Genomic DNA, 25,303 nt, shown 5'->3' with positions numbered 1-25,303 from the left:
GCCCCGCTAATGCGTTGCTTCGTTTTTCGTCAGTGCAGCGGACCCTGCCCATGACGGATCTTCGCGGCGAATTGTCCGGCCGCCTGTTCGGGAATCGGGCTCGCGTGGATGTGCGCGATCCGCCACTCGCCACGTTCGTGGATCATCACGTACGTCGCGAAAACCATGTCGGGTTCGGCCGTCAGGTCGGCCTGCTGATGCGCTTCGGCGATCGTATAGACGACCGTGCCGAGGCTGTCGTACACGCGGATGTCGAGCGGCTCGATCGTGACCGGGCGCGTCGCGAGCCGGTTGGCGAGCCCGCCGCGGATCTGGTCGAGACCGTGCAGATGCTCGCCGTCCGCCCATACGCAGCTGGCGAAATCCTCGTCGATCCACAACGCCAGCAGCGCGTCGAGATTGGCATCCGCGACGGCCTGGTAGTAGGCGTTCAGCGTATCGGCAGCGGCTTCGAAGAGGCGGGCAAAACGTGGCATCGGGGTTGTCTCTCGCGCGCGTCGCGCGCCGTATTCAGCGCGGCGGCCCGGATGGAGCCGCCGCACACCGGTGAATCGGATTGCCCGGCGCGCCGTGCGACGCTGCCGGCCAGGGTCAGCGCTGCCCGACGAGCATGCCGCGCAAATCGCCGAATACCTGCTCGGGACCGAGTTCGCGCAGGCACTTCAGGTGGCCGAGCGGGCACTCGCGTTCGAAGCAGGGACTGCATTCGAGATGTAACCATTGTACCTTCGCCAGGTCCGACAGCGGAGGGGTATGGCGCGGATCGGTCGATCCGTACAACGCGACGAGCGGCCGGCGCAACGCGGCCGCGACGTGCATCAGCCCCGAATCGTTGGTGACGACCGCGTTCGCGCGCGCGATCAGCGCGCACGCCTCGGACAACGACGTCTGCCCGCACAGGTTGCGCACGTTCGGCGCGTGGTCGGCGATCGCCTGCGCGGCCGCGGCGTCCTTCTGCGAGCCGAGCGCGACGATCTGCGTATACGGGAACGACTGGTGGACGATGGTCGCGAGCGACGCGAAGTGCTCGGGCGGCCAGCGCTTGGCCGGGCCGTATTCGGCGCCCGGGCAGAACACGACGAGCGGCTTGCGTGTATCGAGATTGAAACGTGCGGACACGCGCGCCGTCTCGTTCAGGTCGGCGTCGAGGCGCGGCGCGGGCAGGGTTTTCATCGACTCGGGCAGCTTCGCGCCCGGCGCGTACGCGAGCGCCGCGTAGTGGGTGGTCATCGGCGGCCGCTCGCCCGACTTGTCGGGGTTCGCGTGCCGCACGTTCAGCAGCCCGTAGCGGTGCTCGCCCGTATAGCCGATCCGCAGCGGGATGTTCGCGAGCCACGGGATCACCGCGGACTTCAGCGAATTCGGCAGCACGTACGCCGCGTCGTAGCCGACGTCGCGCAGGTCGCTCGCGAGCTGCCAGCGGCGCAGCAGCTGCAGCTTGCCGTGCGCGAGATCGGTCGCGTGGACATCGTGGATCTCGGGCATCCGCTCGAGCACGGGCGCGACCCACGACGGTGCGACGGCATCGATCGCGATGCGGGGATGGAGTTTCTTCAGCAGCGCAAAAAGCGGCTGCGCCATCAATGCGTCACCGATCCAGTTCGGTGCGATAACCAGCGCTCGACGCATCAGGTCGACTTCCGATGTCGTAATGAAGCACGGCGCGCGGGCGCCGCGTTCGGGTTGCCAGAATGGGAAAGGGCGGCGCGCCGGGCGTCCGGCTGCGCCGCCTTGCGGGTCGGCGGGCCGTGAGGCCCGGCGCCGGGGCTCAGTGGCCCTTGACGACCTCGCCGTCGCGCAGCTTGTAGCGCGTGCCGCAGTACGGGCAGCGCGCCTCGCCGTGCGACACGTCGATGAACACGCGCGGGTGCGCGTTCCAGCGCGTCATGGCCGGGTTCGGGCAGTAGGCGGGGAGATCCTTGGCCGTCAGCTCGACCAGCGGCATTTCCTTGATTTCGCTCATGAGACTTTCTCTTGTCACTCTTTGTGTGGGGCGGTCGGTGGCGCGGCGCGCTCAGACCTTCGTCAGCCAGTGCGCGTACTTCGCGTTCTTGCCAGACACGATATCGAAAAACGCCGACTGGAGCTTTTCCGTGACGGGGCCGCGCGCGCCGCTGCCGATCGTGCGGTTGTCGAGCTCGCGGATCGGCGTGACTTCGGCGGCCGTGCCGGTGAAGAACGCCTCGTCGGCCGTGTAGACTTCGTCGCGCGTGATGCGCTTCTCGATGACCTCGATGCCGGCGTCCTTCGCGAGCGTGATGACCGTGTCGCGCGTGATGCCGTCGAGGCACGACGATAGATCCGGCGTGTACAGCTTGCCGTTGTTCACGAGGAAGAAGTTCTCGCCGGAGCCTTCGGACACGTAGCCGTCGACGTCGAGCAGCAGCGCTTCGTCGTAGCCGTCGGCCGTTGCTTCCTGGTTCGCGAGGATCGAGTTCACGTACCAGCCCGACGCCTTCGCGCGCACCATCGACACGTTCACGTGGTGGCGCGTGAACGACGACGTCTTCACGCGGATGCCCTTCGCGAGGCCGTCCTCGCCGAGGTACGCGCCCCACGGCCACGCGGCGATCGCGACGTGGATCGTGTTGCCCTTCGCGGCCACGCCGAGCTTTTCGGAGCCGACCCAGATGATCGGGCGCAGGTAGCACGACTCGAGCTGGTTCTCGCGCACGACTGCGAGTTGCGCGGCTTCGAGCGTTTCGCGGTCGAACGGCACGTCCATCTGGAAGATCTTCGCCGAATTCAGCAGACGTTTGGTGTGCTCGCGCAGGCGGAAGATCGCGGTGCCGCCGTCGGCCGTCTTGTACGCGCGCACGCCCTCGAAGACGCCCATGCCGTAGTGCAGCGTGTGGGTGAGGACGTGGATCTTGGCGTCGCGCCAGTCGATCAGCTTGCCGTCCATCCAGATCTTGCCGTCGCGGTCGGCCATTGACATACGATTCTCCTGGAAGCGGTGATGTGCTGCGGGTGGTATGCAGCGTTGAGCCGGAAAGACGCTTATTTTAGCGTCATTTGGGGGCGATCCGGTCGGACGGCACGGAGCCGGCGCTATAATCGTCCGGTACCGATTCCAATAACGACGGGCCGCACCGGCAGGAGGCGCCGGCGTCCCGACGAACCGCCCGCCGCGGCCCGCTTTCCCATGCTCGCTCGATTGTCCGCCACCGACCGCTTCGCGCTGATTCAGGGCGCGCGCGACTATTCCCCGACACTGATGGCGATCCTGTCCTGGGGGCTCGTCACCGGCATCGCGATGAGCAAGTCCGTGATGACGCTCGGGCAGGCGAGCGCGATGTCGCTGTTCGTCTACGCGGGCTCGTCGCAGCTCGCCGTGCTGCCGCTCCTCGCGGCGAAGCTGCCGATCTGGACCGTGCTGCTCACGGCCGCGATGGTCAACCTGCGCTTCGTGATCTTCAGCGCCGGGCTGGCGCCGCATTTCTCCTACCTGCCGCTGTGGCGGCGTCTCGCGATCGGCTATTTCAACGGCGACGTGATCTACCTGCTGTTCCAGAAACAGGGCTTCGCGTACGGCCGCGTGCCGGGCAAGGAAGCGTATTTCTGGGGGATGGCGCTCGCGAGCTGGGCGTCGTGGCAGGTGTCGTCGCTCGCCGGGATCCTGCTCGCGAGCGTCTTTCCCGCGAGCTGGGGGCTGGAACTGGCCGGCACGCTCGCGCTGATTCCGATCATGGTGTCGGCGGTCGCGAACCGCTCGACGCTCGCGGCCGTCGCGGTCGCGGGCATCGTGTCGCTGATCGCGTTCGACCTGCCGTACCGGCTCGCGCTGCCGCTTGCGGTGCTCGCCGCGCTCGCGGCCGGCTGCACGGCCGACTTCTTCGTCGAGCGGGCCGACTGGCGGCGCATCCGTACCGAAACCGTGCATGAAAAGGAAATCGAATGAGCGCGACCGAGATCTGGATCGTCATCGTCGGGATGACGATCGTCACGGCCGTCACGCGCGCGCTGTTCCTGATCGGCGGCGAGCGCACCGTGCTGCCCGAACGCGCGCAGCGCGCGCTGCGCTACGCGCCGGCCGCCGCGCTGGTCGCCGTCGTGCTGCCCGATGTGCTCGAAACGCCGGCCGGGCTGTCGTTCGCGCTGTCCAACCATCCGTTCTACGCGGCGCTCGCCGGCCTCGGCTGGTTTCTGTGGCGGCGCAGCATGCTCGGCACGATCGTCGTCGGGATGCTCGTGTTCACCCTCCTGCGCCTGATCTTCTGATGGGCCGCCGTTCCGGTTCGGCGCGTGCCGTCCGGCTGCGCGCACGCATTGTTGCGTTGCAGCAATGCGTCGCTGCCGGCGCGTCATCCCAAATAGGCGGAATTCGCCGCCGCACGGGTCAGTCTGCCGGGTGGATCGGCTAGAATGCCCGTTCGAGATTTTGACCCGTGCGCGTCATGCGAACCGCCAGCCACGGCCGCATCCGGCGCCCTTTCGCGGCAGCCCGCGCACGTCCAGCGTGAACCCCTTTTCCCCATCCACTACTTCAATCTGTTCAACATGAGCCAAGTCAAGCGTCTTACCGACCTGATCGCCGCCGGCCAGCTCGCCGGCAAGCGGGTGTTCATCCGCGCCGACCTGAACGTCCCGCAGGACGATCACGGCAACATCACCGAGGACACGCGCGTGCGTGCGTCCGTGCCGGCCATCCAGGCCGCGCTCGACGCCGGCGCGGCCGTGATGGTCACGTCGCACCTCGGCCGTCCGACCGAAGGCGAATTCAAGCCGGAAGACTCGCTCGCGCCGGTCGCGAAGCGTCTCGCCGAACTGCTCGGCCGCGACGTGCCGCTGGTGTCGAACTGGGTCGAGAACGGCGTGAACGTCGCGCCGGGCCAGGTCGTGCTGCTCGAGAACTGCCGCGTGAACAAGGGCGAGAAGAAGAATTCGGACGAGCTCGCGCAGAAGATGGCGAAGCTCTGCGACGTGTACGTGAACGACGCGTTCGGCACCGCGCACCGCGCGGAAGCGACCACGCACGGGATCGCGAAGTACGCGCCCGTCGCCTGCGCGGGCCCGCTGCTGGCCGCCGAACTCGACGCGCTCGGCAAGGCGCTCGGCAACCCGGCGCGCCCGCTGGTGGCGATCGTCGCGGGTTCGAAGGTGTCGACCAAGCTGACCATCCTGAAGTCGCTGGCCGGCAAGGTCGACCAGCTGATCGTCGGCGGCGGCATCGCGAACACGTTCATGCTCGCGGCCGGCCTGTCGATCGGCAAGTCGCTCGCGGAAGCCGATCTCGTCGCCGAGGCGAAGGCGATCATCGACGAAGCGCGCGAGCGCGGCGCGTCGGTGCCGATCCCGTCCGACGTCGTGACGGCCAAGGAATTCTCGCCGACGGCCGCGGCCACGGTGAAGCAGGTCGCCGACATCGAAGCGGACGACATGATCCTCGACATCGGCCCGGATACGGCCAAGGCGCTCGCGAGCCAGCTCGAGAAGGCCGGCACGATCGTATGGAACGGTCCGGTCGGCGTGTTCGAATTCGACCAGTTCGGCAACGGCACGAAGACGCTCGCCGAAGCGATCGCCAAATCGTCCGCGTTCTCGATCGCGGGCGGCGGCGACACGCTCGCGGCCATCGCGAAGTACGGCATCCACGACCAGGTCAGCTACATCTCGACGGGCGGCGGCGCCTTCCTCGAGTTCCTCGAGGGGAAGAAGCTGCCGGCGGTGGAAGTGCTCGAAACGCGGGCGGCCTGAGCGTGGCGGCGCGCGCAGGGGTGAAGGCCGCGCGCTCCGCGAAAGCGGAGCAGCCGGCCGGCGCGGGCAAGCGCACACGCGCGCCCGCGCGGGCGAACACCGCCCCGCGCGCACCGGCGGCCGCCGGCGACGCGGCCGTGCAGCACCACGAGATTCAGAACAAAGCGATGCCGGGCGCCAGCACCGGCACGCTCCCCGGAGCGGCGGCCGCTGGGCCTGCCGCTTCCGGCTCTCGCAGCGTTTCACCCAGCGCATCCACCTTGATCCAGATGAGGAGTTTCATGCAGCGCGCCACCAAGATAGTCGCCACGATCGGCCCGGCTTCCAGTTCGCCGGAGATTCTGCTGCAGATGATGCAGGCGGGCCTCGACGTCGTGCGGCTCAATTTTTCGCACGGCACGGCCGACGATCACCGCCAGCGCGCCGAAATGGTGCGCGAGGCCGCCCGCAAGGTTGGCCGCGAGATCGCGATCATGGCCGACCTCCAGGGCCCGAAGATCCGCGTCGGCAAGTTCGAGAACGGCAAGACCACGCTCGTGCCGGGGCAGCCGTTCATCCTCGATGCGGGCTGCGAACTCGGCAACGACGAGCGCGTCGGCCTCGACTACAAGGAGCTGCCGCGCGATCTGAAGCCGGGCGACCTGCTGCTGCTGAACGACGGCCTGATCGTGCTGACCGTCGAGCGCGTGCTCGGCGACGAGATCCACACGATCGTCAAGGTGGGCGGCGAGCTGTCGAACAACAAGGGGATCAACCGCCAGGGCGGCGGCCTGTCGGCGCCGGCGCTGACCGCGAAGGACATGGAAGACATCCGCACCGCGATGTCGCTCGGCGCGGACCTCGTCGCGGTGTCGTTCCCGAAGAACGCGACCGACATGGAAATGGCGCGCCAGCTCGCGAACATCGCGGGCGCGCCGTACGGCATCAAGCCGAAGATGATCGCGAAGATCGAGCGCGCGGAGGCGATCCCGGCGCTGCAGAGCATCCTCGACGCATCCGACGGCATCATGGTCGCGCGCGGCGATCTCGCGGTGGAAGTGGGCAATGCGGCCGTGCCGGCGCTGCAGAAGCGGATGATCCGGATGGCGCGCGAGTCGAACAAGCTCGTGATCACCGCGACGCAGATGATGGAATCGATGATCTACGCGCCGGTGCCGACCCGCGCGGAAGTGTCCGACGTCGCGAACGCGGTGCTCGACGGCACGGATGCGGTGATGCTGTCGGCCGAGACGGCCGCCGGCAAGTACCCGGTCGTCACGATCGAGACGATGGCGGCCGTGTGCGTCGAGGCGGAAAAGTCGGAAGAAGTCGAGTTGGACAAGGATTTCCTCGACCGCACGTTCACGCGGATCGACCAGTCGATCGCGATGGGCGCGCTGTTCACCGCGTACCACCTGGGCGCGAAGGCGATCATCGCGCTGACCGAATCGGGCGCGACCGCGCTGTGGATGTCGCGTCACTACACGCACGTGCCGATCTTCGCGCTGACGCCGCGCGTCGGCAGCGAGCGCACGATGGCGCTGTACCGCAACGTGACGCCGCTGCACGTCGACTTCAACAGCGACCGCGATTCGGCGCTGCAGGCGGCGCTCGAGATCGTCGTCAAGCAGGGTTACGTGCAGCACGGCGACATGGTCGTGCTGACCGTCGGCGAGCCGATGGGGCAGGCGGGCGGCACCAACACGCTGAAGATCGTGCGGGTCGGCGAGCACTATTGAGCGCCGGCTGAGCCTTCTCGAGCCGGCCCGCGAGCCGGCGGCCGGGTCGTCAGGAATCGAACTGGCACCGTTTTTTTACGCGTAAGCCGCGCGGGGTCCGAAGCCCCGCGCGGCTTTTTTTCTCCTTTTTGGCCGGATTGTGCCGTGCGAACGTAACAAATTGCGAGCGGGGGCCACCGGGCGGTCGGAATCGGAGGCGCTTCGCGATAAAATGCGGCTATTCGACGCTCAGCCGCGCCGCGCCGTTCCGGTTCAGCCGGGAGCGAGCGCCGCGCCGGCGTCAGGGCGCACCGGTTTTCATTCCAAGGAGTTCCACAATGCCTCTCGTATCAATGCGTCAATTGCTGGACCACGCGGCAGAGCACGGTTACGGCCTGCCGGCCTTCAACGTGAACAATCTGGAGCAGGTTCAGGCGATCATGGCGGCGGCGGACCAGGTCGGCGCGCCCGTGATCATGCAGGCATCGGCCGGCGCGCGTAAGTATGCGGGCGAGCCGTTTCTGCGCCACCTGATCGAAGCAGCGGTCGAATCGTATCCGCACATCCCGGTCGTGATGCACCAGGATCACGGCCAGTCGCCGGCGGTCTGCATGGCCGCGATCCGCAGCGGCTTCACGAGCGTGATGATGGACGGTTCGCTCGAAGCCGACGGCAAGACGGTCGCGTCGTACGAGTACAACGTCGACGTGTCGCGCAAGGTCGTCGAGATGGCGCACTCGATCGGCGTGACGGTCGAGGCCGAGCTCGGCGTGCTCGGCTCGCTCGAGACGATGAAGGGCGACAAGGAAGACGGCCACGGCGCGGAAGGCACGATGACCCGCGAGCAGCTGCTGACCGATCCGGAGCAGGCCGCCGACTTCGTGAAGCTCACGCAGTGCGATGCGCTCGCGATCGCGATCGGTACGTCGCACGGCGCGTACAAGTTCACGAAGAAGCCGACGGGCGACATCCTGTCGATCCAGCGCATCAAGGAAATTCACGCGCGCATCCCGAACACGCACCTCGTGATGCACGGTTCGTCGTCGGTGCCGCAGGAGCTGCTGGCCGAGATCCGCGAATTCGGCGGCGACATGAAGGAAACCTACGGCGTGCCGGTCGAGGAAATCCAGGAAGGCATCAAGCACGGCGTGCGCAAGATCAACATCGACACCGACCTGCGTCTCGCGATCACCGGCGCGATTCGCCGCTACCTGTTCGAGAACCCGGGCAAGTTCGATCCGCGCGACTACCTGAAGCCCGCGCGCGAAGCGGCGAAGAAGGTCTGTGTCGACCGTTACCTCGCGTTCGGCTGCGAAGGCCAGGCCGCGAAGATCAAGCCGGTGTCGCTCGACAAGATCGCCGAGCAGTACAAGTCGGGCGCGCTCGCACAGGTCGTGCGCTGAGACTGTAGTACGATTGCCCCGCCCGGTTCTGCCGCCGGGCATGGGCTGGCCGCCTGGCTGGCCGGATCCGATCCGGCCCCGGCAGCCGTTCCGTCCGGCCGAACGAGGGCCGGCCGGCAGCCGCCCGGGCGCTGCGCCCGCCGGTTCGCCGACGTATTGCAAGACCGCCGTTCCCGCCTGCCGCGGGGAACGGCGTTTCCCTTTTTGTTTGGCTCCTTATCTGCGAAAAGACGATGTCTACCCTTTACGAATCCACGCTCCGCTCGCTGCCGCTCCTCGGTCGCGGCAAGGTTCGCGACAACTACGCGGTCGGCAACGACAAGCTCCTGATCGTCACGACCGATCGCCTGTCGGCCTTCGACGTGGTGATGGGCGAGCCGATTCCGAACAAGGGCCGCGTGCTGAACCAGATGGCCAACTTCTGGTTCGACAAGCTCGCGCACATCGTGCCGAACCACCTGACGGGCGACGCGCCGGAAGCGGTCGTCGCGGCCGACGAGGTCGAGCAGGTGAAGGGCCGCGGCGTGGTCGTCAAGCGCCTCGAGCCGATCATGATCGAAGCGGTCGTGCGCGGCTACCTGGCCGGCAGCGGCTGGAAGGAATACCAGGCGTCGGGCGCCGTGTGCGGCGTGCAGCTGCCGGAAGGCCTGCAGAACGCGCAGAAGCTGCCCGAGCCGATCTTCACGCCGGCCGCGAAGGCCGAGATGGGCGAGCACGACGAGAACATCACGTTCGAGGAAACCGAGCGCCGCATCGGCACCGAGCTGGCCGCGACGATCCGCGACATCTCGATCCGCCTGTACAAGGAAGCGGCCGACTACGCGGCGACGCGCGGCATCATCATCGCCGACACGAAGTTCGAATTCGGCCTCGACAACCACGGCAAGCTGTACCTGATGGACGAAGTGCTGACCGCCGATTCGTCGCGCTTCTGGCCGGCCGACCAGTACGAAGTCGGCACGAATCCGCCGTCGTTCGACAAGCAGTTCGTGCGCGACTGGCTTGAGGCGCAGCCGTGGGGCAAGACGGCGCCGGCGCCGGCGCTGCCGGCCGACGTCGTCGAGAAGACGGCCGCGAAGTACCAGGAAGCGCTCGAGCGCATCACGGGCCAGTCGCTCGCCTGACCAGAAGGAAGACGAAATGAGTGAAGTCCAGACCGCCCACACGCACAGCGCGCCGCTCGTCGGCGTGCTGATGGGTTCGAGTTCCGACTGGGACGTGATGAAGCATGCGGTCGCCATCCTGCAGGAATTCGGCGTGCCGTACGAAGCGAAGGTCGTGTCCGCGCACCGGATGCCCGACGAGATGTTCGACTATGCGGAGAAGGCGCGCGAGCGCGGGCTGCGCGCGATCATCGCGGGCGCCGGCGGCGCCGCGCACCTGCCCGGTATGCTCGCCGCGAAGACCACGGTGCCCGTGCTCGGCGTGCCGGTCGCGAGCAAGTACCTGAAGGGTGTCGATTCGCTGCACTCGATCGTGCAGATGCCGAAGGGCGTGCCGGTCGCGACGTTCGCGATCGGCGAGGCCGGCGCCGCGAATGCCGCATTGTTCGCGGTGTCGATCCTGTCCGGTAATTCGGTCGACTACGCGAACCGGCTCGCCGCGTTCCGCGTGCGCCAGAACGAAGCCGCGCATGCGATGGTGCTGCCGCCGCTGGAATGACGGCATGGCGCGCGGCCGCACGACGCGGCCCGCGCCGGATTTTCCCCACTGCGGCGGGCATCCGCGTTCCGCCGCGACCGACCACTGACATGACCGCAACTCCTGATTCCGTTTCCCCGATCCTGCCCGGCGCGTGGCTGGGCATGGTCGGCGGCGGCCAGCTCGGCCGCATGTTCTGCTTTGCCGCCCAGTCGATGGGCTATCGCGTCGCCGTGCTCGACCCCGATCCGGCGAGCCCCGCGGGCGCGGTCGCCGATCGGCACCTGCGCGCGGCGTACGACGACGAAGCCGCGCTCGCCGAACTGGCCGGCCTGTGTCAGGCCGTATCGACGGAATTCGAGAACGTGCCGGCCGCGAGCCTCGATTTCCTCGCGCGCACGACGTTCGTCGCGCCGGCCGGCCGCTGTGTCGCCGTCGCGCAGGACCGGATCGCGGAGAAGCGTTTCATCGAGGCGTCCGGCGTGCCGGTCGCGCCGCACGTCGTGATCGAATCGGCGGCGGCGCTCGCCGCGCTCGATGATGCCGCGCTCGGCGCCGTGCTGCCGGGCATCCTGAAGACAGCCCGCCTGGGTTACGACGGCAAGGGCCAGGTGCGCGTCGCCACCGCGCAGGAAGCACGCGACGCGCATGCCGCGCTCGGCGGCGTGCCGTGCGTGCTGGAGAAGCGCCTGCCGCTGAAATACGAAGTGTCGGCGCTGATCGCGCGCGGCGCGGACGGCCGTTCGGCCGCGTTCCCGCTCGCGCAGAACGTGCATCACAACGGCATCCTCGCGCTGACGGTCGTGCCGGCGCCGGCCGCCGATGCGGCGCGCGTCGAGGAAGCGCAGCAGGCGGCCATCCGGATCGCCGATACGCTCGGCTACGTCGGCGTGCTGTGCGTCGAATTCTTCGTGCTGGAGGACGGCTCGTTCGTCGCGAACGAAATGGCGCCGCGCCCGCACAACTCCGGCCACTACACGGTCGATGCGTGCGCGACGAGCCAGTTCGAGCAGCAGGTGCGCGCGATGACGCGCATGCCGCTCGGCAATCCGCGCCAGCATTCGCCGGCCGCGATGCTGAACATTCTCGGCGACGTGTGGTTCCCCGACGGCGCGGCGGCCGAGGCCGTCACGCCGCCGTGGGACACGGTCGCCGCGATGCCGGCCGCGCACCTGCACCTGTACGGCAAGGAAGAAGCGCGCGTCGGCCGCAAGATGGGCCACGTGAACTTCACGGCCGAGACGCGCGACGAAGCCGTCGCCGCCGCCCACGCGTGCGCGCAACTGCTGCGCGTGCCGCTCGACTGAGGCGCGGGCCGATGTCCATCGATCTCCCAAAGCACGTGACGCCCGCGCAGATCGACGCGGCCGCCGCGTTGCTCGACGCGGGCCAGCTCGTCGCGTTTCCGACCGAAACCGTGTACGGGCTCGGCGGCGACGCGGCGAATCCCGAAGCCGTCGCGCGCATCTATGCGGCGAAGGGGCGGCCCGCGAACCATCCGGTGATCGTCCATCTGCCGCCCGGCGGCGATCCCGGCTACTGGGCCGACGGTCTGCCGGCCGACGCGCAGGCGCTGATCGATGCATTCTGGCCGGGGCCGCTCACGCTGATCCTGAAGCGTCACGCGCGCATTCCCGACGCCGTCAGCGGCGGCCAGGATTCGGTCGGGCTGCGCTGCCCGTCGCATCCGGTCGCGCAGGCGCTGCTGGCCGCGTTCAGCGCGCGGCGCGGCGGCCACGGCGGCGTGGCCGCGCCGTCCGCGAACCGGTTCGGCCACGTGAGCCCGACGACCGCGCAACACGTGCGCGACGAATTCGGCGACACCGTGCACGTGCTCGACGGCGGCGCGTCCGACGTCGGCATCGAGTCGACGATTCTCGACCTGTCGCGCGGTTTCCCGGCGCTGCTGCGCCCGGGCCACGTGACGCCGCAGCAGATCGCCGACGTGCTCGGCCGCGCGCCGACACTGCCGGACGGCAGCGATGCGACGGCACCACGCGCGTCCGGCACGCTGAAAGCGCATTACGCGCCGCGCACGCCGCTCGCGCTGCTGCCGTTCGACGCGCTCGAGCCGCTGCTCGCGGCCGCGCAAACCGACGGCGAACGCGTCGCGCTCGTCGCGCGTGCGTCACGGGCAGGGCACTGGGTGCAGGCCGACGGCGTGCATTTCATCGCGGCGCCGGAAGATCCGCAGGCCTATGCGCGCGAGCTGTACGGGATGCTGCGGGCGCTCGATCGCGCGCAGGTCGCGCGCATCCTCGTCGAGAAGCTGCCCGAGACCGTCGAATGGATCGCGGTCAACGATCGCCTCGGCCGCGCGGCGGCCGCGTTCGAAGCGCGCGACTGACGCATCCGTCCTCATCCGTCCGCACCAACGAAAAACGCCCGACCGGCGAACCCGGTCGGGCGTTTGCGTTGGGGCGCGTGGCCGGCGGCTTACTTGCCGACGCCCGCCTTCGCGATCTGCTGTTCGACGTACTGCGCGAACAGCGCATGCAGGCGCGTCGTCGGGTGGACCGTGTCGGCGAACATGTAGGTCTGGTCCGCATTCGCGACCGTGTAGTTCTGCGGCGAGCAGAACAGCGACGAGCCGAACGCGGTCGCGTTCGCGACGCCGTACTGCGTGGCGGCCTGGACCATCGCCTTCAGGTTGCACGCGGTGTCGGTATTCGACACGCTGAAGCCGTTCGCCTGGAAGTTGGCCGCGATGCCGTCCTGCCACGTGAACGAATCGACCACCGCGACCTTCGTCGGGTCGACCTTCAGCGCGGCGAGCGTACCGGCCAGCGTCTTGTTGAACAGCCCCGACAGTTGCGTGAACGCGGCCTGCGTGCCGCCCTGCAGCGCGAGCGGCGTGCCGCCGATGTCCGGCACGTTCGCGACGAACACGTGCGTGGCGCCCGCCGCGACGATCTGCTGGACGATCCCGCCGAGTTGCTGCGCGGCCAGGCCGATCGCCTGGGCCGCGGCGAGCTGCGCGGCCGGCGTGTTGCCTTGCGCCTGCGCGACCTGCGCCTGGTAGAAGATGTCGTTCGCGCCGCCGTTGATCAGCACGATCTGGCCGGCGTTGAAGCTGCCGTGCTGCGTCAGGTACTGCTTGACTTGGTCGGCGATCGGCGTGGTGGTCGCCTGCGCGTAGTCGGAGTTCGGCACGCTGGCGTCCGCATGGCCGATGCCCGGCTGCAGCGTCACGCGCGAGCCGCCCTGCGCGTAGCCGAGGCCGCCGGTGGCCTGCAGCGGGATGCCGAAGCCGCCCTGGTTCGCGGGCTGCAGCGTGTCGCCGTAATATTGCGCGACGTTCTGCGTCCATACCTGGCCCGGGTTGGTCGTGAAGCGGCCGCCGCCGAAGCCGAGCTTGATCTGCGAGTAGGTGCCGACGTCGGACAGGCTGTCGCCGAACGACACGATCTGCATCTTCACGCCCGACGGCGGCGTGTTCGACGCGCTGCTGTTGTTGTTGTCATCGCCGCCGCCGCACGCGGCGAGCAGCGCGAGCGCGGCGCCGGCGATCGCGATCTGCGCGGTGCGCAGCATGCGCTGACGCGTGCGGGAAGGTGCGTGCTGTTGTGTCTGCATCGTTCTATCTCCTCGTAGATATGGCCTGATGTGTTTCTCATCTGCCGCGTGCCTGCTCGGTTCCGGGCTGCGCGGCGGCCGTTGGCTGAAACGGTTTATCGGTCGCGCACGGCCGCTGTCGGCACGGTGCGCGGATCCTGGTTCGCGGCCTCGGCAATCTGCGCATGATAAGCGCTCGCCCATTCGGGCGGGCCGAAAATCGCGCGCAGCTTGTTGCGCCATCCGCCGACGCGCCACGCGTCGGACGCCATCGACACCCACTCGTGGAACGTCGCGACGAACGGGTTGTTCGAGCCGAGCCGCTCGACGATCCCGTACCGCGGCGGATCGTCGGGCGTTTCCTCGACATAGCTGCCGAACAGGCGATCCCAGATCACCAGGACGCCTGCGTAATTGCGGTCGATGTAGCGGGGATTGCGCGCGTGGTGCGCGCGGTGGATCGACGGCGTGTTCAGCACGTATTCGAGCCAGCCGAGCTTGCCGATCGCCTGCGTGTGCACGAAGAACTGGAACGCGAGGTTGATCAGCACGATGCCGACGACCTGTTGCGGCGGAAAGCCGGCGAACGCGAGCGGCAGCCAGAACAGCCACATGCCCGCGACCGGATACATCAGGCTCTGGCGGAAGGCGGTCGAGAAGTTCATCCGTTCGGACGAGTGGTGCACGACGTGCGCGGCCCACAGCCAGCGCACGCGATGGCTCGCGCGATGAAACACGTAGTAGAGGAAGTCCTGCGCGACGAACAGCACCGCGAACGACAGCCAGCCGTCGTGCCACGTGTGGACGCGATAGTGCCGGTAGCAGTACGCATAGACGGGAATCACGAACAGCCACGCGAGCTTGTCGGCGGCCTGGTGCATCAGCGCGAGCGCCGCGTTGCACAGCGTGTCGCGCCATGCATAGATGCGGTCCTGCGCACGGGTGCGGGCGAGGTGCCAGGCCTCCCACGCGATGCAGAGCAGGAAGACGGGCGCCAGCGCGAGCAGAAGCAATTCGACGTCGAATCGCATGGGCGTGTCTCCTTCGTTCCCCTGCAAGCCTTGAGGCCGGGCGTATGGCCCGTTGTAGATATCGTCAGGCCAACAGCCTACGCAATCGCCACGCGCTAGGCGAGGGGGCAGCGTAGAGGGTTCCCTCTGAGGACAGGGTTTCTACGGAATCCGTACTGCACGGGGCCCGGCGGTATGGCCCCGTTTTGTGGGCGCGGTGCGCGCGCGGGGTATCGCATGAGGGTGGCGGAGGCGTTTCAAACCGCGCGGGGCGCGGCGTGGGTCGCCCGGGCCGCCCTGTCGGGACGGCCCGATGCACGATGCGCGGATCGTCAGTGCGCGCCCGCGTAGATCCACTCGAGCAGCGTGTCGTGCGCGGCGCGCGCGGCTTCCGCGTGATCGTCGTTGATGAAGCTGACGACGACGTAGCTCTGCCCGTCCGCCCCGGCGACGTAGCCGGCGATCGCGCGCACGTCGCGCAGCGTGCCGGTCTTGATGTGCGCGTTGCCGAGCACGCCCGCGTTGGTGAGACGGTTCTTCATCGTGCCGTCGATGCCCGCGATCGGCAGCGAATCGACGAACGCCTGCGCGACCGGGCTCGCGTTCGCGGCCTGGAGCAGCGCGGCGAGCGACAGCGCGCTCACGTGCTCTTCGCGCGACAGCCCCGAACCGTTCTCGAGCACGAGGTCGGGCATCGCGATGCCGTTCTTCTGCAGGAACGCCTGGATCGCGCGGCTCGACTGCTCGGGCGTCGCGGGCGGCTTGCCGCTGACCGCCCCGATCGTCAGGAACAGGTTGCGCGCCATCACGTTGTTGCTGAACTTGTTGATGTCGTAGACGATGCTGCCGAGCACCGGGCCGTGATGCACGGCGAGCGGCCGTGCGGTGGTCGGCACCTTGCCTTCGCTCACCGGCCCCGCGATCGTGCCGCCGTCCTGCTGCCACAGCGCGAGGAAGCCGCGCGCGAAGAACGTCGTGTGATCGAGGATCGCGAGGTTGGTCGTGTGCGCGCCGCAGCGCAGCGGGTAGTCGCCGGCGAACGACGCGGTCATGATCCCGCCGCCGGCCGTCAGCGTCGGGCGCGCGGCCGCGGCGGCCGCGCTGCACGAGCCGGCGCCTTCGACGAGCCGGTTGTCGATCGACAGGTCGGCGAGCGGCGGCAGCACGTCGACGGCGACCTTGCCGTCGTCGCCCGGCGTGACCGTGAACGACACGGCCTTGAACGCGTACAGCAGCGGATCGGGGCCGACGTTGTACGGCGCGCTGGCATCGTCGTCGAACGACGGCAGGTCGCGCGTCGACGCCGCGAAATAGCTCTTGTCGAGCACGAGGCCGCCGGCCACGCGCTTCACGCCGGCCTTGCGCAGCTTGTCGACGAGGTCGATCAGCTCCTCGGGCACGAGCTTCGGATCGCCGGTGCCCTTGATGTACAGGTTGCCCTGCAGCGTGCCGTCGGGATCGACCGTGCCGTCCGTGTACGCGGTGGTGCGCCACCGGTAGTCGGGGCCGAGGATCGACAGGCCCGAGAAGGTCGTCACGAGCTTCATCGTCGAGGCCGGCATCATCGGCCGGCTCGCATTCCACGCGACCAGCGGTTGCGGATCGCCGACGCGCTCCACCACGACGCTCATCGCCGACGCCGGCACCTTCGCGCGCTGCAGCGCGACGAGCACGGACGCAGGCAGCCCGGCCGCGCGTGCGGCGGGCGACACGACGGCGGTCTTGCGCGCTTCCTTGTGGGATTTCTTGCGGGCCTGCGCGGACGGCGCGAACGCGAGGGCCGTGCAGGTGGCGACGACGGCGGCCGCGCGCAGGCAGACGCGGGCGCGCGGGGCGAACCGGGCGGAAAGATCGGAAATCGGCATGGGCGAATACGGGAAAAGCAGGGGCTCGGGCAGGGCGCGCGCGGGCGCCGAAGCGCACATTGTAGAGACAAGTCGGGGCAGGTCCCTTGCAATCCGCCTTACTGTTGCATTGCACGGTGCCGCGCACGCGATTCGCGGCGCTACAATGGTCGCCGTGTTTGATTCGCCCCATGGATGCCTGTCGCGATGCGGATTCTGCTTGTCGAAGATGATCGAATGATTGCCGAGGGCGTGCGCAAGGCGCTGCGCTCGGACGGCTTTGCGGTCGACTGGGTGCAGGACGGCGACGCGGCGCTCACGGCGCTCGGCGGCGAGACGTACGACCTGCTGCTGCTCGATCTCGGCCTGCCGAAGCGCGACGGCATCGACGTGCTGCGCACGCTGCGCGGGCGCGGGCTGGCGCTGCCGGTGCTGATCGTCACCGCGCGCGATGCGGTCGCCGATCGCGTGAAGGGGCTCGACGCCGGCGCCGACGACTATCTCGTCAAGCCGTTCGACCTCGACGAGCTGGGCGCGCGGATGCGCGCGCTGATCCGCCGTCAGGCCGGGCGCAGCGAGTCGCTGATCCGCCACGGCGCGCTGACCCTCGATCCGGCTGCGCATCAGGTGACGCTCGACGGCGCGCCCGTCGCGCTGTCGGCGCGCGAGTTCGCGCTGCTCGAGGCGCTGCTCGCGCGGCCGGGCGCGGTGCTGTCGAAGAGCCAGCTCGAGGAGAAGATGTACGGCTGGGGCGAGGAGATCGGCAGCAACACGGTCGAGGTCTATATCCACGCGCTGCGCAAGAAGCTCGGCTCGGACCTGATCCGCAACGTGCGCGGGCTCGGCTACATGGTCGTCAAGGAAAGCTGACGCGTGCGGTCGATTCGTCATCAATTGCTGATCTGGCTGCTCGCGATCGTCGTCGCGGGCGTGGGCATGGCGGGCTGGCTCATTTACCGGCAGGCGCTCGCCGAGGCGAACGAACTGTTCGACTACCAGTTGCAGGAAATCGCCGCGGCGCTGCCGTCGGAGCCGTTCTCGCAGGTGTTCGGCTCGCGTACCAACGGCGACGAAGGCATCGTGATCCAGATCTGGAATCGCAACGGCGTGCTGATGTACTTCTCGCATCCGCGCGCGCCGATCGCGCCGCGCGCGGAGCTCGGCTTTTCGACCGAGCGCACCGATCGCGGCGAATGGCGCGTGTACGGCGCCATCGTCGGCGACAACGTCGTGCAGCTCGCGCAGCCGCTGTCGGTGCGCAACCGGCTGGCGGCCAACGTCGCGCTGCGCACGCTGTGGCCGCTGATCGTGCTGCTGCCGTTCCTCGGCGCGGCCGTGTGGATGATCGTCGGCCGCGGGCTCGCACCGCTCGGCCGCGTGACGCGCGCGGTCGAGGCGCGCCGGCCGGAAGCGCTCGACCCGCTGCCCGACGCGCGCCTGCCGCTCGAGGTGCAGCCGCTCGTGCGGGCGCTGAACGGGCTGCTCGCGCGGCTGTCGGCGGCGCTCGACACGCAGAAGGCGTTCGTCGCCGACGCCGCGCACGAGTTGCGCACGCCGCTCGCGGCCGTGCAGATCCAGGCGCAGCTCGTCGCCCGCGCGAAGGACGATGCGTCGCGCGGCGAGGCGATCGCGGATCTCCAGGACGGCGTGTCGCGCGCGACGCGTCTCACCGAGCAACTGCTCGCGCTCGCGCGCGCGGAGCCGGACGGCGCGACGATGCGCGAGCCGGTCGACCTGCAGGCGCTGCTTACCGAGTGCGTGGCCGCGCATGCGCCGCTCGCGCAGCGGCACGACATCGATCTCGGCTTCGAGGAAACGTGCGCGGCGAGCGTCGTCGCGGACGTCGGCGCGCTGCGCGTGATGTTCGGCAACCTGCTCGACAACGCGGTGAAGTACACGCCGGACGGCGGCCGCATCGACGTATCGCTGACGCGCGACGCGGCCGGCCGCGCGTGCGTGCAGATCGCCGACAGCGGGCCGGGCATTCCGGCCGACGAGCGCGAGCGCGTGTTCGACCGCTTCTATCGCGACAGCACGGCGCGGGCACGCACCGACGTGTCGGGCAGCGGGCTCGGGCTCGCGATCGTCAAGCGCGTGGCGGCGCAGCAGGGCGCGACGGTGTCGCTCGGCGATGCGGCCGCGGGCGGCCTGCTCGTCAGCGTCGTGTTCCGCGACGCCGAGATGTCGACCCAGGCGCCGCAGCCTTCCGAATCCGCCTGAAGGGCGAGCCCGGCCGCCGGTAGCCGCGCGGCAGCCGCTTAAGCCTCGCTTAAGGCTGATTAAGCCTCCTTTAAGTCAGGGTCGTTACGCTGCGTCCTAACAACGAGGAGGTCCTACGATGAACACCCGATTCCTTGCGCGCGGCACCGTCGCGGTCGCCGTGGCGGCCGCCCTGTCGGCAGGCTATTTCGCCGGCACCCGCCGCGCCGATCCGCAGATCATCACGCCCGCGCAGGCCGCCATGATGCCGGCCGAAGCCGCCGCCAAGACCGGCATCCCCGATTTCTCCGGGCTCGTCGAAACCTACGGCCCGGCGGTCGTGAACATCAGCGCGAAGCATGTCGTGAAGCAGGTCGCGCGGCGCGCGCCGCAGCCGCAGCTGCCGATCGATCCGAGCGACCCGTTCTACCAGTTCTTCAAGCACTTCTACGGCCAGGTGCCGGGCATGGGCGGCGACGCGCAGCCGGACGACCAGCCGAGCGCGAGCCTCGGGTCGGGCTTCATCGTCAGTTCCGACGGATACATCCTGACCAACGCGCACGTGATCGACGGCGCGAACGTCGTCACGGTCAAGCTGACCGACAAGCGCGAATACAAGGCGAAGGTCGTCGGCGCCGACAAGCAGTCCGACGTCGCCGTGCTGAAGATCGACGCGAGCGGCCTGCCGACCGTGAAGATCGGCGACCCGGCGCAGAGCAAGGTCGGCCAGTGGGTCGTCGCGATCGGCTCGCCGTACGGCTTCGACAACACGGTCACGTCGGGCATCATCAGCGCGAAGTCGCGCGCGCTGCCCGACGAGAACTACACGCCGTTCATCCAGACCGACGTGCCGGTGAACCCCGGCAACTCGGGCGGCCCGCTGTTCAACCTGCAGGGCGAGGTGATCGGCATCAACTCGATGATCTACTCGCAGACGGGCGGCTTCCAGGGCCTGTCGTTCGCGATTCCGATCAACGAGGCGATCAAGGTGAAGGACGAGCTCGTGAAGACGGGCCACGTGAGCCGCGGCCGTCTCGGCGTCGCCGTGCAGGGGCTGAACCAGACGCTCGCGAGCTCGTTCGGGCTGCAGAAGCCGGACGGCGCGCTCGTCAGCTCGGTCGACGCCAACGGCCCGGCCGCGAAGGCCGGCCTGCAGCCGGGCGACGTGATCCTGTCGGTCAACGGTTCGCCGGTCGCCGATTCGACGTCGCTGCCCGCGCAGATCGCGAACCTGAAGCCGGGTTCGAAGGCCGACCTGCAGATCTGGCGCGACAAGTCGAAGAAGTCGATCAGCGTGACGCTCGGCGCGATGGCCGATGCGAAGCTCGCATCGAACGACGGCGGGCCGGTCGAGCAGGGCCGCCTGGGTGTCGCGGTGCGTCCGCTGTCGCCGCAGGAGCGCAGCGCGGACAACCTGTCGCACGGGCTGATCGTGCAGCAGGCCGGCGGGCCGGCCGCGAACGCGGGCATCCAGCCTGGCGACGTGATCCTCGCGGTGAACGGCCGCCCGGTCACGAGCCCCGAGCAGTTGCGTGACGCGGTGAAGGGCGCGGGCAACAGTCTTGCTCTGCTGATCCAGCGCGATAATGCACAGATCTTCGTGCCGGTCGACCTGAGCTGACCGGCAGCGGCCGCGGCCGGCCAGCCCGGCTGCGGCGGGCGCCGCCGCCGTGCGATCGCGTGACGCTGCGCCCAGTATGTGTTCCGACCCCAAGGAGAGAGCCATGCAAAATCTACGCAACGTGTCCCGATTTGCCGTCGCCGCGGCGCTGGCCGCCGGCCTCGCAGCCGGCGCGACCGGCGCGTACGCGCAGTCGGACGGCTTGCCCCCCGCGCGCCAGCAGGGCGACGTCACCTTCGTGTCCGGCGGCGTCGGGCTGGACGAATCGACGGCGTTCCAGCGCAGCGAGGCGCAGTGGCCGCTCGCGCTGCGCTTCACCGGCAAGGGCGGCGAGTTCCTGGCCGACGTCCATGTCCGGATCGTCGACGGCAAGGGCGCCGAAGTGCTGAAAACCGATGCGCGTGGGCCCTACATGCTCGTGAAGGTGCCGCCTGGGCGCTACACGGTGCACGCGTCGTACCAGGGTAGCGACGAATCGCGCGCCGTCACGGTAGGCGCGAAGGGCGGCGCGAAAGCCGCGTTCCAGTGGAGTGCGCAGTAGCCCGCCGCACGCGGCCGGGATCCCGGTCGCGCAATCGGACGAAGTTTCGCCCATAATGAAAGCCACGGCATGCGTGCCGTGGCTTTTTCGTTTCCTGCCCCGGCCTGACTGCCGCCCGAAGGAGAAACGATGTCCGATGCAGCCGACCCTCGACTCGAAATCGTGCCGAACCGTCATCGCGTGCGCGTGATCCATCGCGGCATCACCTATGCCGATTCGCACGGTGCGCTGACCGTCCGTGAGGCGGGGCTTCCGGACATCCATTACCTGCCGCGCGGCGACGTCAACATGCGTCGACTCGTGAAATCGGGCGTCACGTCGGCCTGCCCGTTCAGGGGGGAGGCCGTGCATTTCGACTTGCAGACGGAAGACGGCGTGATCGAGAACGCCGCATGGAGTTACGAAGAACCGAAGGAGGCGGCGGCCGCGCTCGCGCTCTACGTCGCCTTCGATGTCGCACGGGTCGACAGTCTCGTCGAGACGTCCTGATGCGGCGCGCGTTCATCGGGGAGGCGACATGGAACTGAACGACACGTTACGCGTACCGCTCGCGCCGCCTGTCGTGCGGGACGCGCTGGAGGATCTCGCACTGCTGCGCGCGAGCTTCGACCATTGCGAATCGTTCGTGAAACTCGCGCACGGCGAGTTCGCGCTGACGATCACGGTGCCGCTCGGCCCGCTGCGCGCCCGCTACGACGTGCGCGCGCACGCGGCCGCCGAGCAGGGCGACGCGCAAGGGCAGCCGCGCCGCGTGCTCAACTTCAAGGCGCGGGCCGACGGCCTCGGCGCGCTGCGCGGCCAGGTCGAACTCGTGCTGATGCCGGATGACGATGCGACCGCCACGCGGATCGAGTACGTGGTCTGGGCCACCGCGAGCGGGCCGCTCGCCGAGTTGCCGGGGCGGCAGATCGACAATGCGCTGCGGGAATGGACCGACACGTTCTTCCGTGAGTTCAGCGCGGTCGTGCAGGCGAAGCACGGCCTCGCGCCGAATCGCGCGAGCGCTCCTGCGCAGCGGCGCCAGCATGTGTTCCTGCGGCCGGCATCGCTGATGGCCGCGACGAAGCGTTCGCTGCCGCCGCATCTCGGCGGCGCGCTGAGCGGGCGGGCGGCGAGCGCGCTCCGGCATCGCGATTCCGGCACGGTGCCTGTGTGGGCCTGGGCGGCGATGATCGTGTTCGTCGCGCTGCTGCTTTACGCGGCACGCTGGTTCAACGGCGGCTGAGCGGCCGATCGGCCGCCCGGTTCCGTGTCACGGCCCGCGCTGCGCCCGCGCGGCGGGTGTCACCGTCCCCCGTCGGCACCGGCTCCGGCGCCGCGAAATTCCCTTCGATACGCAGACGGCGACGTGCCGAGCGCGCCCGCGAAATGCTGGCGCAGCGACACGCTCGAGCCGTAGCCGGCCGCCTGCGCGATCGCGTCGATCGATTGGCCGGTGGTTTCGAGCAGAAGCCGCGCACGTGCGAGGCGCTCGGCCTGCAGCCACGCGGTGACGGTCGTGCCGGTCGCCTGGCGGAAGTGGCGCGTGAACGTGCGCCGGCTCATCAGCACGCGTTCGGCGAGCGAATCGACGCTGTGCGCGGCGTCGAGATGGCCGCGTACCCAGTCGAGCAGCCCCGCGAGCCGCGCGTCGCGCGGGTGCGCCGCGACCGGCTGCGGCACGTACTGGGCCTGCCCGCCCTGACGGTGCGGCGGGATCACGAGGCGGCGCGCGATGCGGTTCGCGGCGTCCGAGCCGAAGCGCCGCCGCACGACGTGCAGACAGCAGTCGAGGCCTGCCGCGGTGCCGGCCGACGTCATCAGGTTGCCGTCGTCCACGTACAGCACGTCCGGATCGAGCTTCACGCGGGGAAAGCGCTGCGCGAAATCGTCGGCCCACGCCCAGTGCGTGGTGGCCGGGCGACCGTCGAGCAGGCCGGCCGCGGCGAGCACGTAGGCGCCGAGGCACAGGCCGACGAGTTCCACGCCGCGCGCGGCGACCGCGCGGACCGCATCGAGCAGCGCGTCGGGCGGCGTTTCGTCCGGGTCGCGCCACGAAGGCACGATGACGATGTCCGCATCGTCGAGCGCGTCGAGCCCGTACGGCGCGGTGATCGTGAAGCCGCCCGTCGTCGCGAGCGGGCCGCGCTCGACCGAGCAGACGCGGAACTCGAACGCGGGCGACACGGCCGCGTCGCGTGCCTGGCCGAACACGACCGACGGCACCGACAGGTGGAACGGGCTGATGCCGTCGTACGCGATCACCGCGACGACGGTCGGAATGGAGCTGACGGGCGACGCGGCGGCGAGCATGGCGCGGTTCCGGGAAGGTGATGGCCCGATTCTATCGAAGAATGGCTATCGGGCCACTATCAGCGCGGGTCGCGCGCGCCGACAATGCATCGCATCGCACTGCTGGCCGTCCCGCTCCGGGGCGGGGCAGCGCCTCCCCGACCAGGAGATCGCCATGTCGAACACGGCCCCGCATTCCGCTTCCCGTCCCGCTGCCCGCCGCGCACTGATCGTGATCGACGTGCAGAACGAATACGTGACGGGCAACCTGCCGATCGAATATCCGCCGCTCGACGTGTCGCTCGCGAACATCGGCCGCGCGATCGACGCCGCGCACGCGGCCGGCGTGCCGGTGATCGTGGTTCAGCACGTCGCGCCGGCCGGCGCGCCGATCTTCGCGCCGGGCACCGACGGCGTCGCGCTGCACGCAGTGGTGGCCAGCCGGCCGTACGCGCATCGGATCGAGAAGGCGCAGGCGAGCTCGTTCGCCGGCACCGATCTCGCCGCGTGGCTCGACGCGCACGGGATCGACACGCTCGCGGTGGCTGGCTACATGACGCACAACTGCAATGCGTCGACCGTCTATCACGCGGCGCATGCGGGGTTGAAGGTCGAGTACCTGAACGACGCGACGGGCGCGCTGCCTTACGAGAACGAAGCGGGCGCGGCCAGCGCCGAAGAGATTCACCGCGCGTACGGGGTGGTGTTCCAGTCGAATTTCGCGGCGGTGATGTCGACCGACACGTGGATCGCGGGGCTGGCCGGCGCGGCGATGCCGGCGCGCGATTCGGTGGCCGCGTCGAACCGGCGGGCCCGCGCGCGGCGCGCGAAAGCGGCCTGACCCGGTACGGCGACGCGGCGCGCGATGCGCCGCGCGCTCAGTCGCGGTCCTTCAGCATCGCCGGGCTGTAGCGCAGCATGTCGAAGCAGCCGTCGACGAGCTTTTCCGCATGCTGCTCGGCGTCGATCTCGTCGGGCAGCATCAGCATGTCGCGTACGAAGCCGCTGACGAGCGTGTGCAGCATCAGCGCCGCACGCCACGTATCGAGCCGCTCGGGCAGCAGCTTGAGCCCCACGGCCGCCGCGAGATCGGCGTCGATCATGTGCAGCGCCTCGCTCATCCCCGCGCGGTTGCGCTGCAGCAGCGGCTCCATGTCCGCGACGTACTCGCACTTCATGAACAGGATGCTGAACACGCGCCGCAGCTGTGCGTCGCGCTGCACGCCGAGCAGGCACCAGATCAGGATCTGGCGCACCTTCTCCAGCGGATTGCCGCCCGGCGCGTCGAGCGGTATCCGCTTCAATTCGTCGATCGGCAGGAACACGCGGTCGAACATCGCATCGAACAGTTCGCTCTTGTTCGCGAAATGCCAGTAGATCGCGCCGCGCGTCACGCCGGCGTGCTGGGCGATGTCCGCGAGCGACGTGTGCGACACGCCTTTTTCGAAGAACACGTGTTCGGCGGCGTCGAGAATGCGATTGCGCGTCTCGAGCGCCTCCTCCTTGGTACGTCTGACCATGTGCAGGCCTGATTGGATCGATCGTGGATGAATATAGGGTCCGCAACCCCTCGTCGCCGTCATGCGGACGGGCTATGCTGGCGGTTGGTAACAATCCGTAAGACTGAACAGCCGGCGGAGCACGAACGGGCTTTTTACATACATTCGTGAATGTATATACAATACCACCCTACGATCGAATGACCCAAGTGGCAATCAGTTAATATCCCACTCTGCTGATTCCCGCCCTAGTATCAGTCCGCAGTTCGCGGCATCCCCGTCGGCACGGAGGTCTCGTGCCGACGTGCTGTATCCAGCAGTCCAG

At 68.9% G+C, this 25,303-nt stretch carries 26 protein-coding genes; 16 read left to right on the top strand and 10 right to left on the bottom strand.

Translation table 11 applies throughout. The annotated features are described in order from the left end of the window. Window positions 1-29: 29 nt before the first annotated feature. The 4 genes from CFB35_RS13830 to CFB35_RS13815 all read right to left on the bottom strand — a co-directional run bounded on the left by CFB35_RS13830 (window position 30) and on the right by CFB35_RS13815 (window position 2,938). Window positions 30-476, bottom strand: coding sequence for a nuclear transport factor 2 family protein (locus CFB35_RS13830; RefSeq protein ID WP_006477934.1), 447 nt, complete (start codon window positions 474-476; stop codon window positions 30-32). Window positions 477-591: 115 nt separating this feature from the next. Continuing rightward, window positions 592-1,629 carry a lipopolysaccharide heptosyltransferase II gene (gene waaF / locus CFB35_RS13825; protein ID WP_059578574.1) on the bottom strand — a complete coding sequence of 346 codons (1,038 nt, stop codon included), beginning with the start codon at window positions 1,627-1,629 and terminating at the stop codon, window positions 592-594. 139 nt (window positions 1,630-1,768) lie between these two features. Next, a complete protein-coding gene (locus CFB35_RS13820; protein WP_006482499.1) occupies window positions 1,769-1,963 on the bottom strand; it encodes a zinc-finger domain-containing protein in 195 nt (64 codons plus the stop codon). A 51-nt stretch (window positions 1,964-2,014) separates the two neighbouring features. Continuing rightward, the gene (locus CFB35_RS13815; protein WP_059643070.1) at window positions 2,015-2,938 is read right to left on the bottom strand and encodes a branched-chain amino acid transaminase; all 924 of its coding nucleotides are present in this window, start codon (window positions 2,936-2,938) and stop codon (window positions 2,015-2,017) included. A gap of 207 nt (window positions 2,939-3,145) precedes the next feature. On the opposite strand from CFB35_RS13815, the gene CFB35_RS13810 reads away from it, so the two are divergent. The 3 genes from CFB35_RS13810 to CFB35_RS13795 all read left to right on the top strand — a co-directional run bounded on the left by CFB35_RS13810 (window position 3,146) and on the right by CFB35_RS13795 (window position 5,697). Next, complete coding sequence (locus CFB35_RS13810) at window positions 3,146-3,901, top strand: AzlC family ABC transporter permease (protein ID WP_059578571.1); 756 nt, start codon at window positions 3,146-3,148, stop codon at window positions 3,899-3,901. Then, window positions 3,898-4,221 carry an AzlD domain-containing protein gene (locus CFB35_RS13805; protein ID WP_059578569.1) on the top strand — a complete coding sequence of 108 codons (324 nt, stop codon included), beginning with the start codon at window positions 3,898-3,900 and terminating at the stop codon, window positions 4,219-4,221. The genes CFB35_RS13810 and CFB35_RS13805 overlap by 4 nt, the downstream gene beginning before the upstream one ends. Before the next feature lie 279 nt (window positions 4,222-4,500). After that, the gene (locus CFB35_RS13795; RefSeq protein WP_059578566.1) at window positions 4,501-5,697 is read left to right on the top strand and encodes a phosphoglycerate kinase; all 1,197 of its coding nucleotides are present in this window, start codon (window positions 4,501-4,503) and stop codon (window positions 5,695-5,697) included. A gap of 154 nt (window positions 5,698-5,851) precedes the next feature. Here CFB35_RS13795 and CFB35_RS35335 read toward each other — a convergent pair whose 3' ends face one another. Beyond that, the gene (locus CFB35_RS35335) at window positions 5,852-5,980 is read right to left on the bottom strand and encodes a hypothetical protein (protein WP_023476234.1); all 129 of its coding nucleotides are present in this window, start codon (window positions 5,978-5,980) and stop codon (window positions 5,852-5,854) included. On the opposite strand from CFB35_RS35335, the gene pyk reads away from it, so the two are divergent. The 6 genes from pyk to CFB35_RS13765 all read left to right on the top strand — a co-directional run bounded on the left by pyk (window position 5,979) and on the right by CFB35_RS13765 (window position 12,785). Continuing rightward, window positions 5,979-7,415: a pyruvate kinase gene (gene pyk, locus CFB35_RS13790; RefSeq protein ID WP_050014704.1), complete on the top strand. Its 1,437-nt coding sequence runs from the start codon at window positions 5,979-5,981 to the stop codon at window positions 7,413-7,415. The two genes, CFB35_RS35335 and pyk, sit on opposite strands and share 2 nt — an antisense overlap. A 317-nt stretch (window positions 7,416-7,732) precedes the next feature. Beyond that, window positions 7,733-8,797 carry a class II fructose-bisphosphate aldolase gene (gene fba, locus CFB35_RS13785; RefSeq protein ID WP_059578563.1) on the top strand — a complete coding sequence of 355 codons (1,065 nt, stop codon included), beginning with the start codon at window positions 7,733-7,735 and terminating at the stop codon, window positions 8,795-8,797. 233 nt (window positions 8,798-9,030) lie between these two features. Next, complete coding sequence (locus CFB35_RS13780; RefSeq protein ID WP_027785305.1) at window positions 9,031-9,921, top strand: phosphoribosylaminoimidazolesuccinocarboxamide synthase; 891 nt, start codon at window positions 9,031-9,033, stop codon at window positions 9,919-9,921. 16 nt (window positions 9,922-9,937) lie between these two features. After that, window positions 9,938-10,459 carry a 5-(carboxyamino)imidazole ribonucleotide mutase gene (gene purE, locus CFB35_RS13775; RefSeq protein WP_039360624.1) on the top strand — a complete coding sequence of 174 codons (522 nt, stop codon included), beginning with the start codon at window positions 9,938-9,940 and terminating at the stop codon, window positions 10,457-10,459. Window positions 10,460-10,548: 89 nt separating this feature from the next. Beyond that, window positions 10,549-11,745, top strand: a complete 1,197-nt coding sequence (locus CFB35_RS13770; RefSeq protein ID WP_059643086.1) for a 5-(carboxyamino)imidazole ribonucleotide synthase — start codon at window positions 10,549-10,551, stop codon at window positions 11,743-11,745. An 11-nt stretch (window positions 11,746-11,756) separates the two neighbouring features. Then, window positions 11,757-12,785, top strand: a complete 1,029-nt coding sequence (locus CFB35_RS13765) for an L-threonylcarbamoyladenylate synthase (protein WP_089465111.1) — start codon at window positions 11,757-11,759, stop codon at window positions 12,783-12,785. Between the two features lie 89 nt (window positions 12,786-12,874). Here CFB35_RS13765 and CFB35_RS13760 read toward each other — a convergent pair whose 3' ends face one another. The 3 genes from CFB35_RS13760 to dacB form a co-directional block, all read right to left on the bottom strand. Next, window positions 12,875-14,014, bottom strand: coding sequence for an SGNH/GDSL hydrolase family protein (locus tag CFB35_RS13760; RefSeq protein ID WP_089465110.1), 1,140 nt, complete (start codon window positions 14,012-14,014; stop codon window positions 12,875-12,877). Window positions 14,015-14,109: 95 nt separating this feature from the next. Beyond that, window positions 14,110-15,024, bottom strand: coding sequence for a sterol desaturase family protein (locus CFB35_RS13755; protein ID WP_059578550.1), 915 nt, complete (start codon window positions 15,022-15,024; stop codon window positions 14,110-14,112). Window positions 15,025-15,335: 311 nt separating this feature from the next. After that, the gene (gene dacB / locus CFB35_RS13750; protein ID WP_089465109.1) at window positions 15,336-16,868 is read right to left on the bottom strand and encodes a D-alanyl-D-alanine carboxypeptidase/D-alanyl-D-alanine-endopeptidase; all 1,533 of its coding nucleotides are present in this window, start codon (window positions 16,866-16,868) and stop codon (window positions 15,336-15,338) included. A gap of 186 nt (window positions 16,869-17,054) precedes the next feature. Between dacB and CFB35_RS13745 the strand changes: the two genes are divergently transcribed. The 6 genes from CFB35_RS13745 to CFB35_RS13720 all read left to right on the top strand — a co-directional run bounded on the left by CFB35_RS13745 (window position 17,055) and on the right by CFB35_RS13720 (window position 22,433). Further along, on the top strand, window positions 17,055-17,717 hold the full coding sequence (locus CFB35_RS13745) for a response regulator (protein WP_050014536.1): 663 nt from the start codon (window positions 17,055-17,057) through the stop codon (window positions 17,715-17,717). A gap of 3 nt (window positions 17,718-17,720) precedes the next feature. Beyond that, a complete protein-coding gene (locus CFB35_RS13740) occupies window positions 17,721-19,067 on the top strand; it encodes an ATP-binding protein (protein ID WP_059578545.1) in 1,347 nt (448 codons plus the stop codon). Between the two features lie 118 nt (window positions 19,068-19,185). Further along, window positions 19,186-20,667: a DegQ family serine endoprotease gene (locus CFB35_RS13735; protein ID WP_059578544.1), complete on the top strand. Its 1,482-nt coding sequence runs from the start codon at window positions 19,186-19,188 to the stop codon at window positions 20,665-20,667. Between the two features lie 103 nt (window positions 20,668-20,770). Further along, on the top strand, window positions 20,771-21,208 hold the full coding sequence (locus tag CFB35_RS13730; protein WP_089465108.1) for a carboxypeptidase-like regulatory domain-containing protein: 438 nt from the start codon (window positions 20,771-20,773) through the stop codon (window positions 21,206-21,208). A gap of 129 nt (window positions 21,209-21,337) precedes the next feature. Beyond that, window positions 21,338-21,697 carry a DUF427 domain-containing protein gene (locus CFB35_RS13725; RefSeq protein ID WP_089465107.1) on the top strand — a complete coding sequence of 120 codons (360 nt, stop codon included), beginning with the start codon at window positions 21,338-21,340 and terminating at the stop codon, window positions 21,695-21,697. A gap of 28 nt (window positions 21,698-21,725) precedes the next feature. Then, window positions 21,726-22,433, top strand: coding sequence for a CoxG family protein (locus tag CFB35_RS13720; protein WP_060315140.1), 708 nt, complete (start codon window positions 21,726-21,728; stop codon window positions 22,431-22,433). Between the two features lie 59 nt (window positions 22,434-22,492). On the opposite strand, the gene CFB35_RS13715 is transcribed toward CFB35_RS13720, so the two are convergent. After that, window positions 22,493-23,500: a helix-turn-helix domain-containing protein gene (locus tag CFB35_RS13715; protein WP_089465106.1), complete on the bottom strand. Its 1,008-nt coding sequence runs from the start codon at window positions 23,498-23,500 to the stop codon at window positions 22,493-22,495. A gap of 154 nt (window positions 23,501-23,654) precedes the next feature. On the opposite strand from CFB35_RS13715, the gene CFB35_RS13710 reads away from it, so the two are divergent. Continuing rightward, a complete protein-coding gene (locus tag CFB35_RS13710; RefSeq protein WP_060966711.1) occupies window positions 23,655-24,320 on the top strand; it encodes a cysteine hydrolase family protein in 666 nt (221 codons plus the stop codon). A 37-nt stretch (window positions 24,321-24,357) separates the two neighbouring features. Here the strand turns inward: CFB35_RS13710 and CFB35_RS13705 are convergent, their stop codons facing one another. Next, the gene (locus CFB35_RS13705) at window positions 24,358-24,999 is read right to left on the bottom strand and encodes a TetR family transcriptional regulator (protein WP_060966712.1); all 642 of its coding nucleotides are present in this window, start codon (window positions 24,997-24,999) and stop codon (window positions 24,358-24,360) included. Between the last annotated feature and the right edge of the window lie 304 nt (window positions 25,000-25,303).

Origin of the sequence: Burkholderia sp. AU16482, assembly GCF_002223285.1 — a bacterium.
Lineage (GTDB): Bacteria > Pseudomonadota > Gammaproteobacteria > Burkholderiales > Burkholderiaceae > Burkholderia > Burkholderia semiarida.
Note: the sequence above shows the minus strand (reverse complement) of the source record. Positions and strands in the feature narration are given on the sequence as shown.

Excerpts from the sequence above, each read along its gene's own strand:
- CFB35_RS13770 (WP_059643086.1), top strand. The coding sequence starts at position 10,549 with ATGACCGCAACTCCTGATTCCGTTTCCCCGATCCTGCCCGGCGCGTGG.
- CFB35_RS13810 (WP_059578571.1), top strand. The coding sequence starts at position 3,146 with ATGCTCGCTCGATTGTCCGCCACCGACCGCTTCGCGCTGATTCAGGGC.
- CFB35_RS13745 (WP_050014536.1), top strand. The coding sequence starts at position 17,055 with ATGCGGATTCTGCTTGTCGAAGATGATCGAATGATTGCCGAGGGCGTG.
- dacB (WP_089465109.1), bottom strand. The coding sequence starts at position 16,868 with ATGCCGATTTCCGATCTTTCCGCCCGGTTCGCCCCGCGCGCCCGCGTC.
- CFB35_RS13815 (WP_059643070.1), bottom strand. The coding sequence starts at position 2,938 with ATGTCAATGGCCGACCGCGACGGCAAGATCTGGATGGACGGCAAGCTG.
- CFB35_RS13715 (WP_089465106.1), bottom strand. The coding sequence starts at position 23,500 with ATGCTCGCCGCCGCGTCGCCCGTCAGCTCCATTCCGACCGTCGTCGCG.
- CFB35_RS13730 (WP_089465108.1), top strand. The coding sequence starts at position 20,771 with ATGCAAAATCTACGCAACGTGTCCCGATTTGCCGTCGCCGCGGCGCTG.
- CFB35_RS13820 (WP_006482499.1), bottom strand. The coding sequence starts at position 1,963 with ATGAGCGAAATCAAGGAAATGCCGCTGGTCGAGCTGACGGCCAAGGAT.
- CFB35_RS35335 (WP_023476234.1), bottom strand. The coding sequence starts at position 5,980 with ATGAAACTCCTCATCTGGATCAAGGTGGATGCGCTGGGTGAAACGCTG.
- purE (WP_039360624.1), top strand. The coding sequence starts at position 9,938 with ATGAGTGAAGTCCAGACCGCCCACACGCACAGCGCGCCGCTCGTCGGC.
- waaF (WP_059578574.1), bottom strand. The coding sequence starts at position 1,629 with ATGCGTCGAGCGCTGGTTATCGCACCGAACTGGATCGGTGACGCATTG.
- CFB35_RS13710 (WP_060966711.1), top strand. The coding sequence starts at position 23,655 with ATGTCGAACACGGCCCCGCATTCCGCTTCCCGTCCCGCTGCCCGCCGC.
- CFB35_RS13705 (WP_060966712.1), bottom strand. The coding sequence starts at position 24,999 with ATGGTCAGACGTACCAAGGAGGAGGCGCTCGAGACGCGCAATCGCATT.
- CFB35_RS13725 (WP_089465107.1), top strand. The coding sequence starts at position 21,338 with ATGTCCGATGCAGCCGACCCTCGACTCGAAATCGTGCCGAACCGTCAT.
- CFB35_RS13780 (WP_027785305.1), top strand. The coding sequence starts at position 9,031 with ATGTCTACCCTTTACGAATCCACGCTCCGCTCGCTGCCGCTCCTCGGT.
- fba (WP_059578563.1), top strand. The coding sequence starts at position 7,733 with ATGCCTCTCGTATCAATGCGTCAATTGCTGGACCACGCGGCAGAGCAC.
- CFB35_RS13795 (WP_059578566.1), top strand. The coding sequence starts at position 4,501 with ATGAGCCAAGTCAAGCGTCTTACCGACCTGATCGCCGCCGGCCAGCTC.
- CFB35_RS13805 (WP_059578569.1), top strand. The coding sequence starts at position 3,898 with ATGAGCGCGACCGAGATCTGGATCGTCATCGTCGGGATGACGATCGTC.
- CFB35_RS13765 (WP_089465111.1), top strand. The coding sequence starts at position 11,757 with ATGTCCATCGATCTCCCAAAGCACGTGACGCCCGCGCAGATCGACGCG.
- CFB35_RS13830 (WP_006477934.1), bottom strand. The coding sequence starts at position 476 with ATGCCACGTTTTGCCCGCCTCTTCGAAGCCGCTGCCGATACGCTGAAC.
- CFB35_RS13755 (WP_059578550.1), bottom strand. The coding sequence starts at position 15,024 with ATGCGATTCGACGTCGAATTGCTTCTGCTCGCGCTGGCGCCCGTCTTC.
- CFB35_RS13720 (WP_060315140.1), top strand. The coding sequence starts at position 21,726 with ATGGAACTGAACGACACGTTACGCGTACCGCTCGCGCCGCCTGTCGTG.
- CFB35_RS13735 (WP_059578544.1), top strand. The coding sequence starts at position 19,186 with ATGAACACCCGATTCCTTGCGCGCGGCACCGTCGCGGTCGCCGTGGCG.
- CFB35_RS13760 (WP_089465110.1), bottom strand. The coding sequence starts at position 14,014 with ATGCAGACACAACAGCACGCACCTTCCCGCACGCGTCAGCGCATGCTG.
- pyk (WP_050014704.1), top strand. The coding sequence starts at position 5,979 with ATGCAGCGCGCCACCAAGATAGTCGCCACGATCGGCCCGGCTTCCAGT.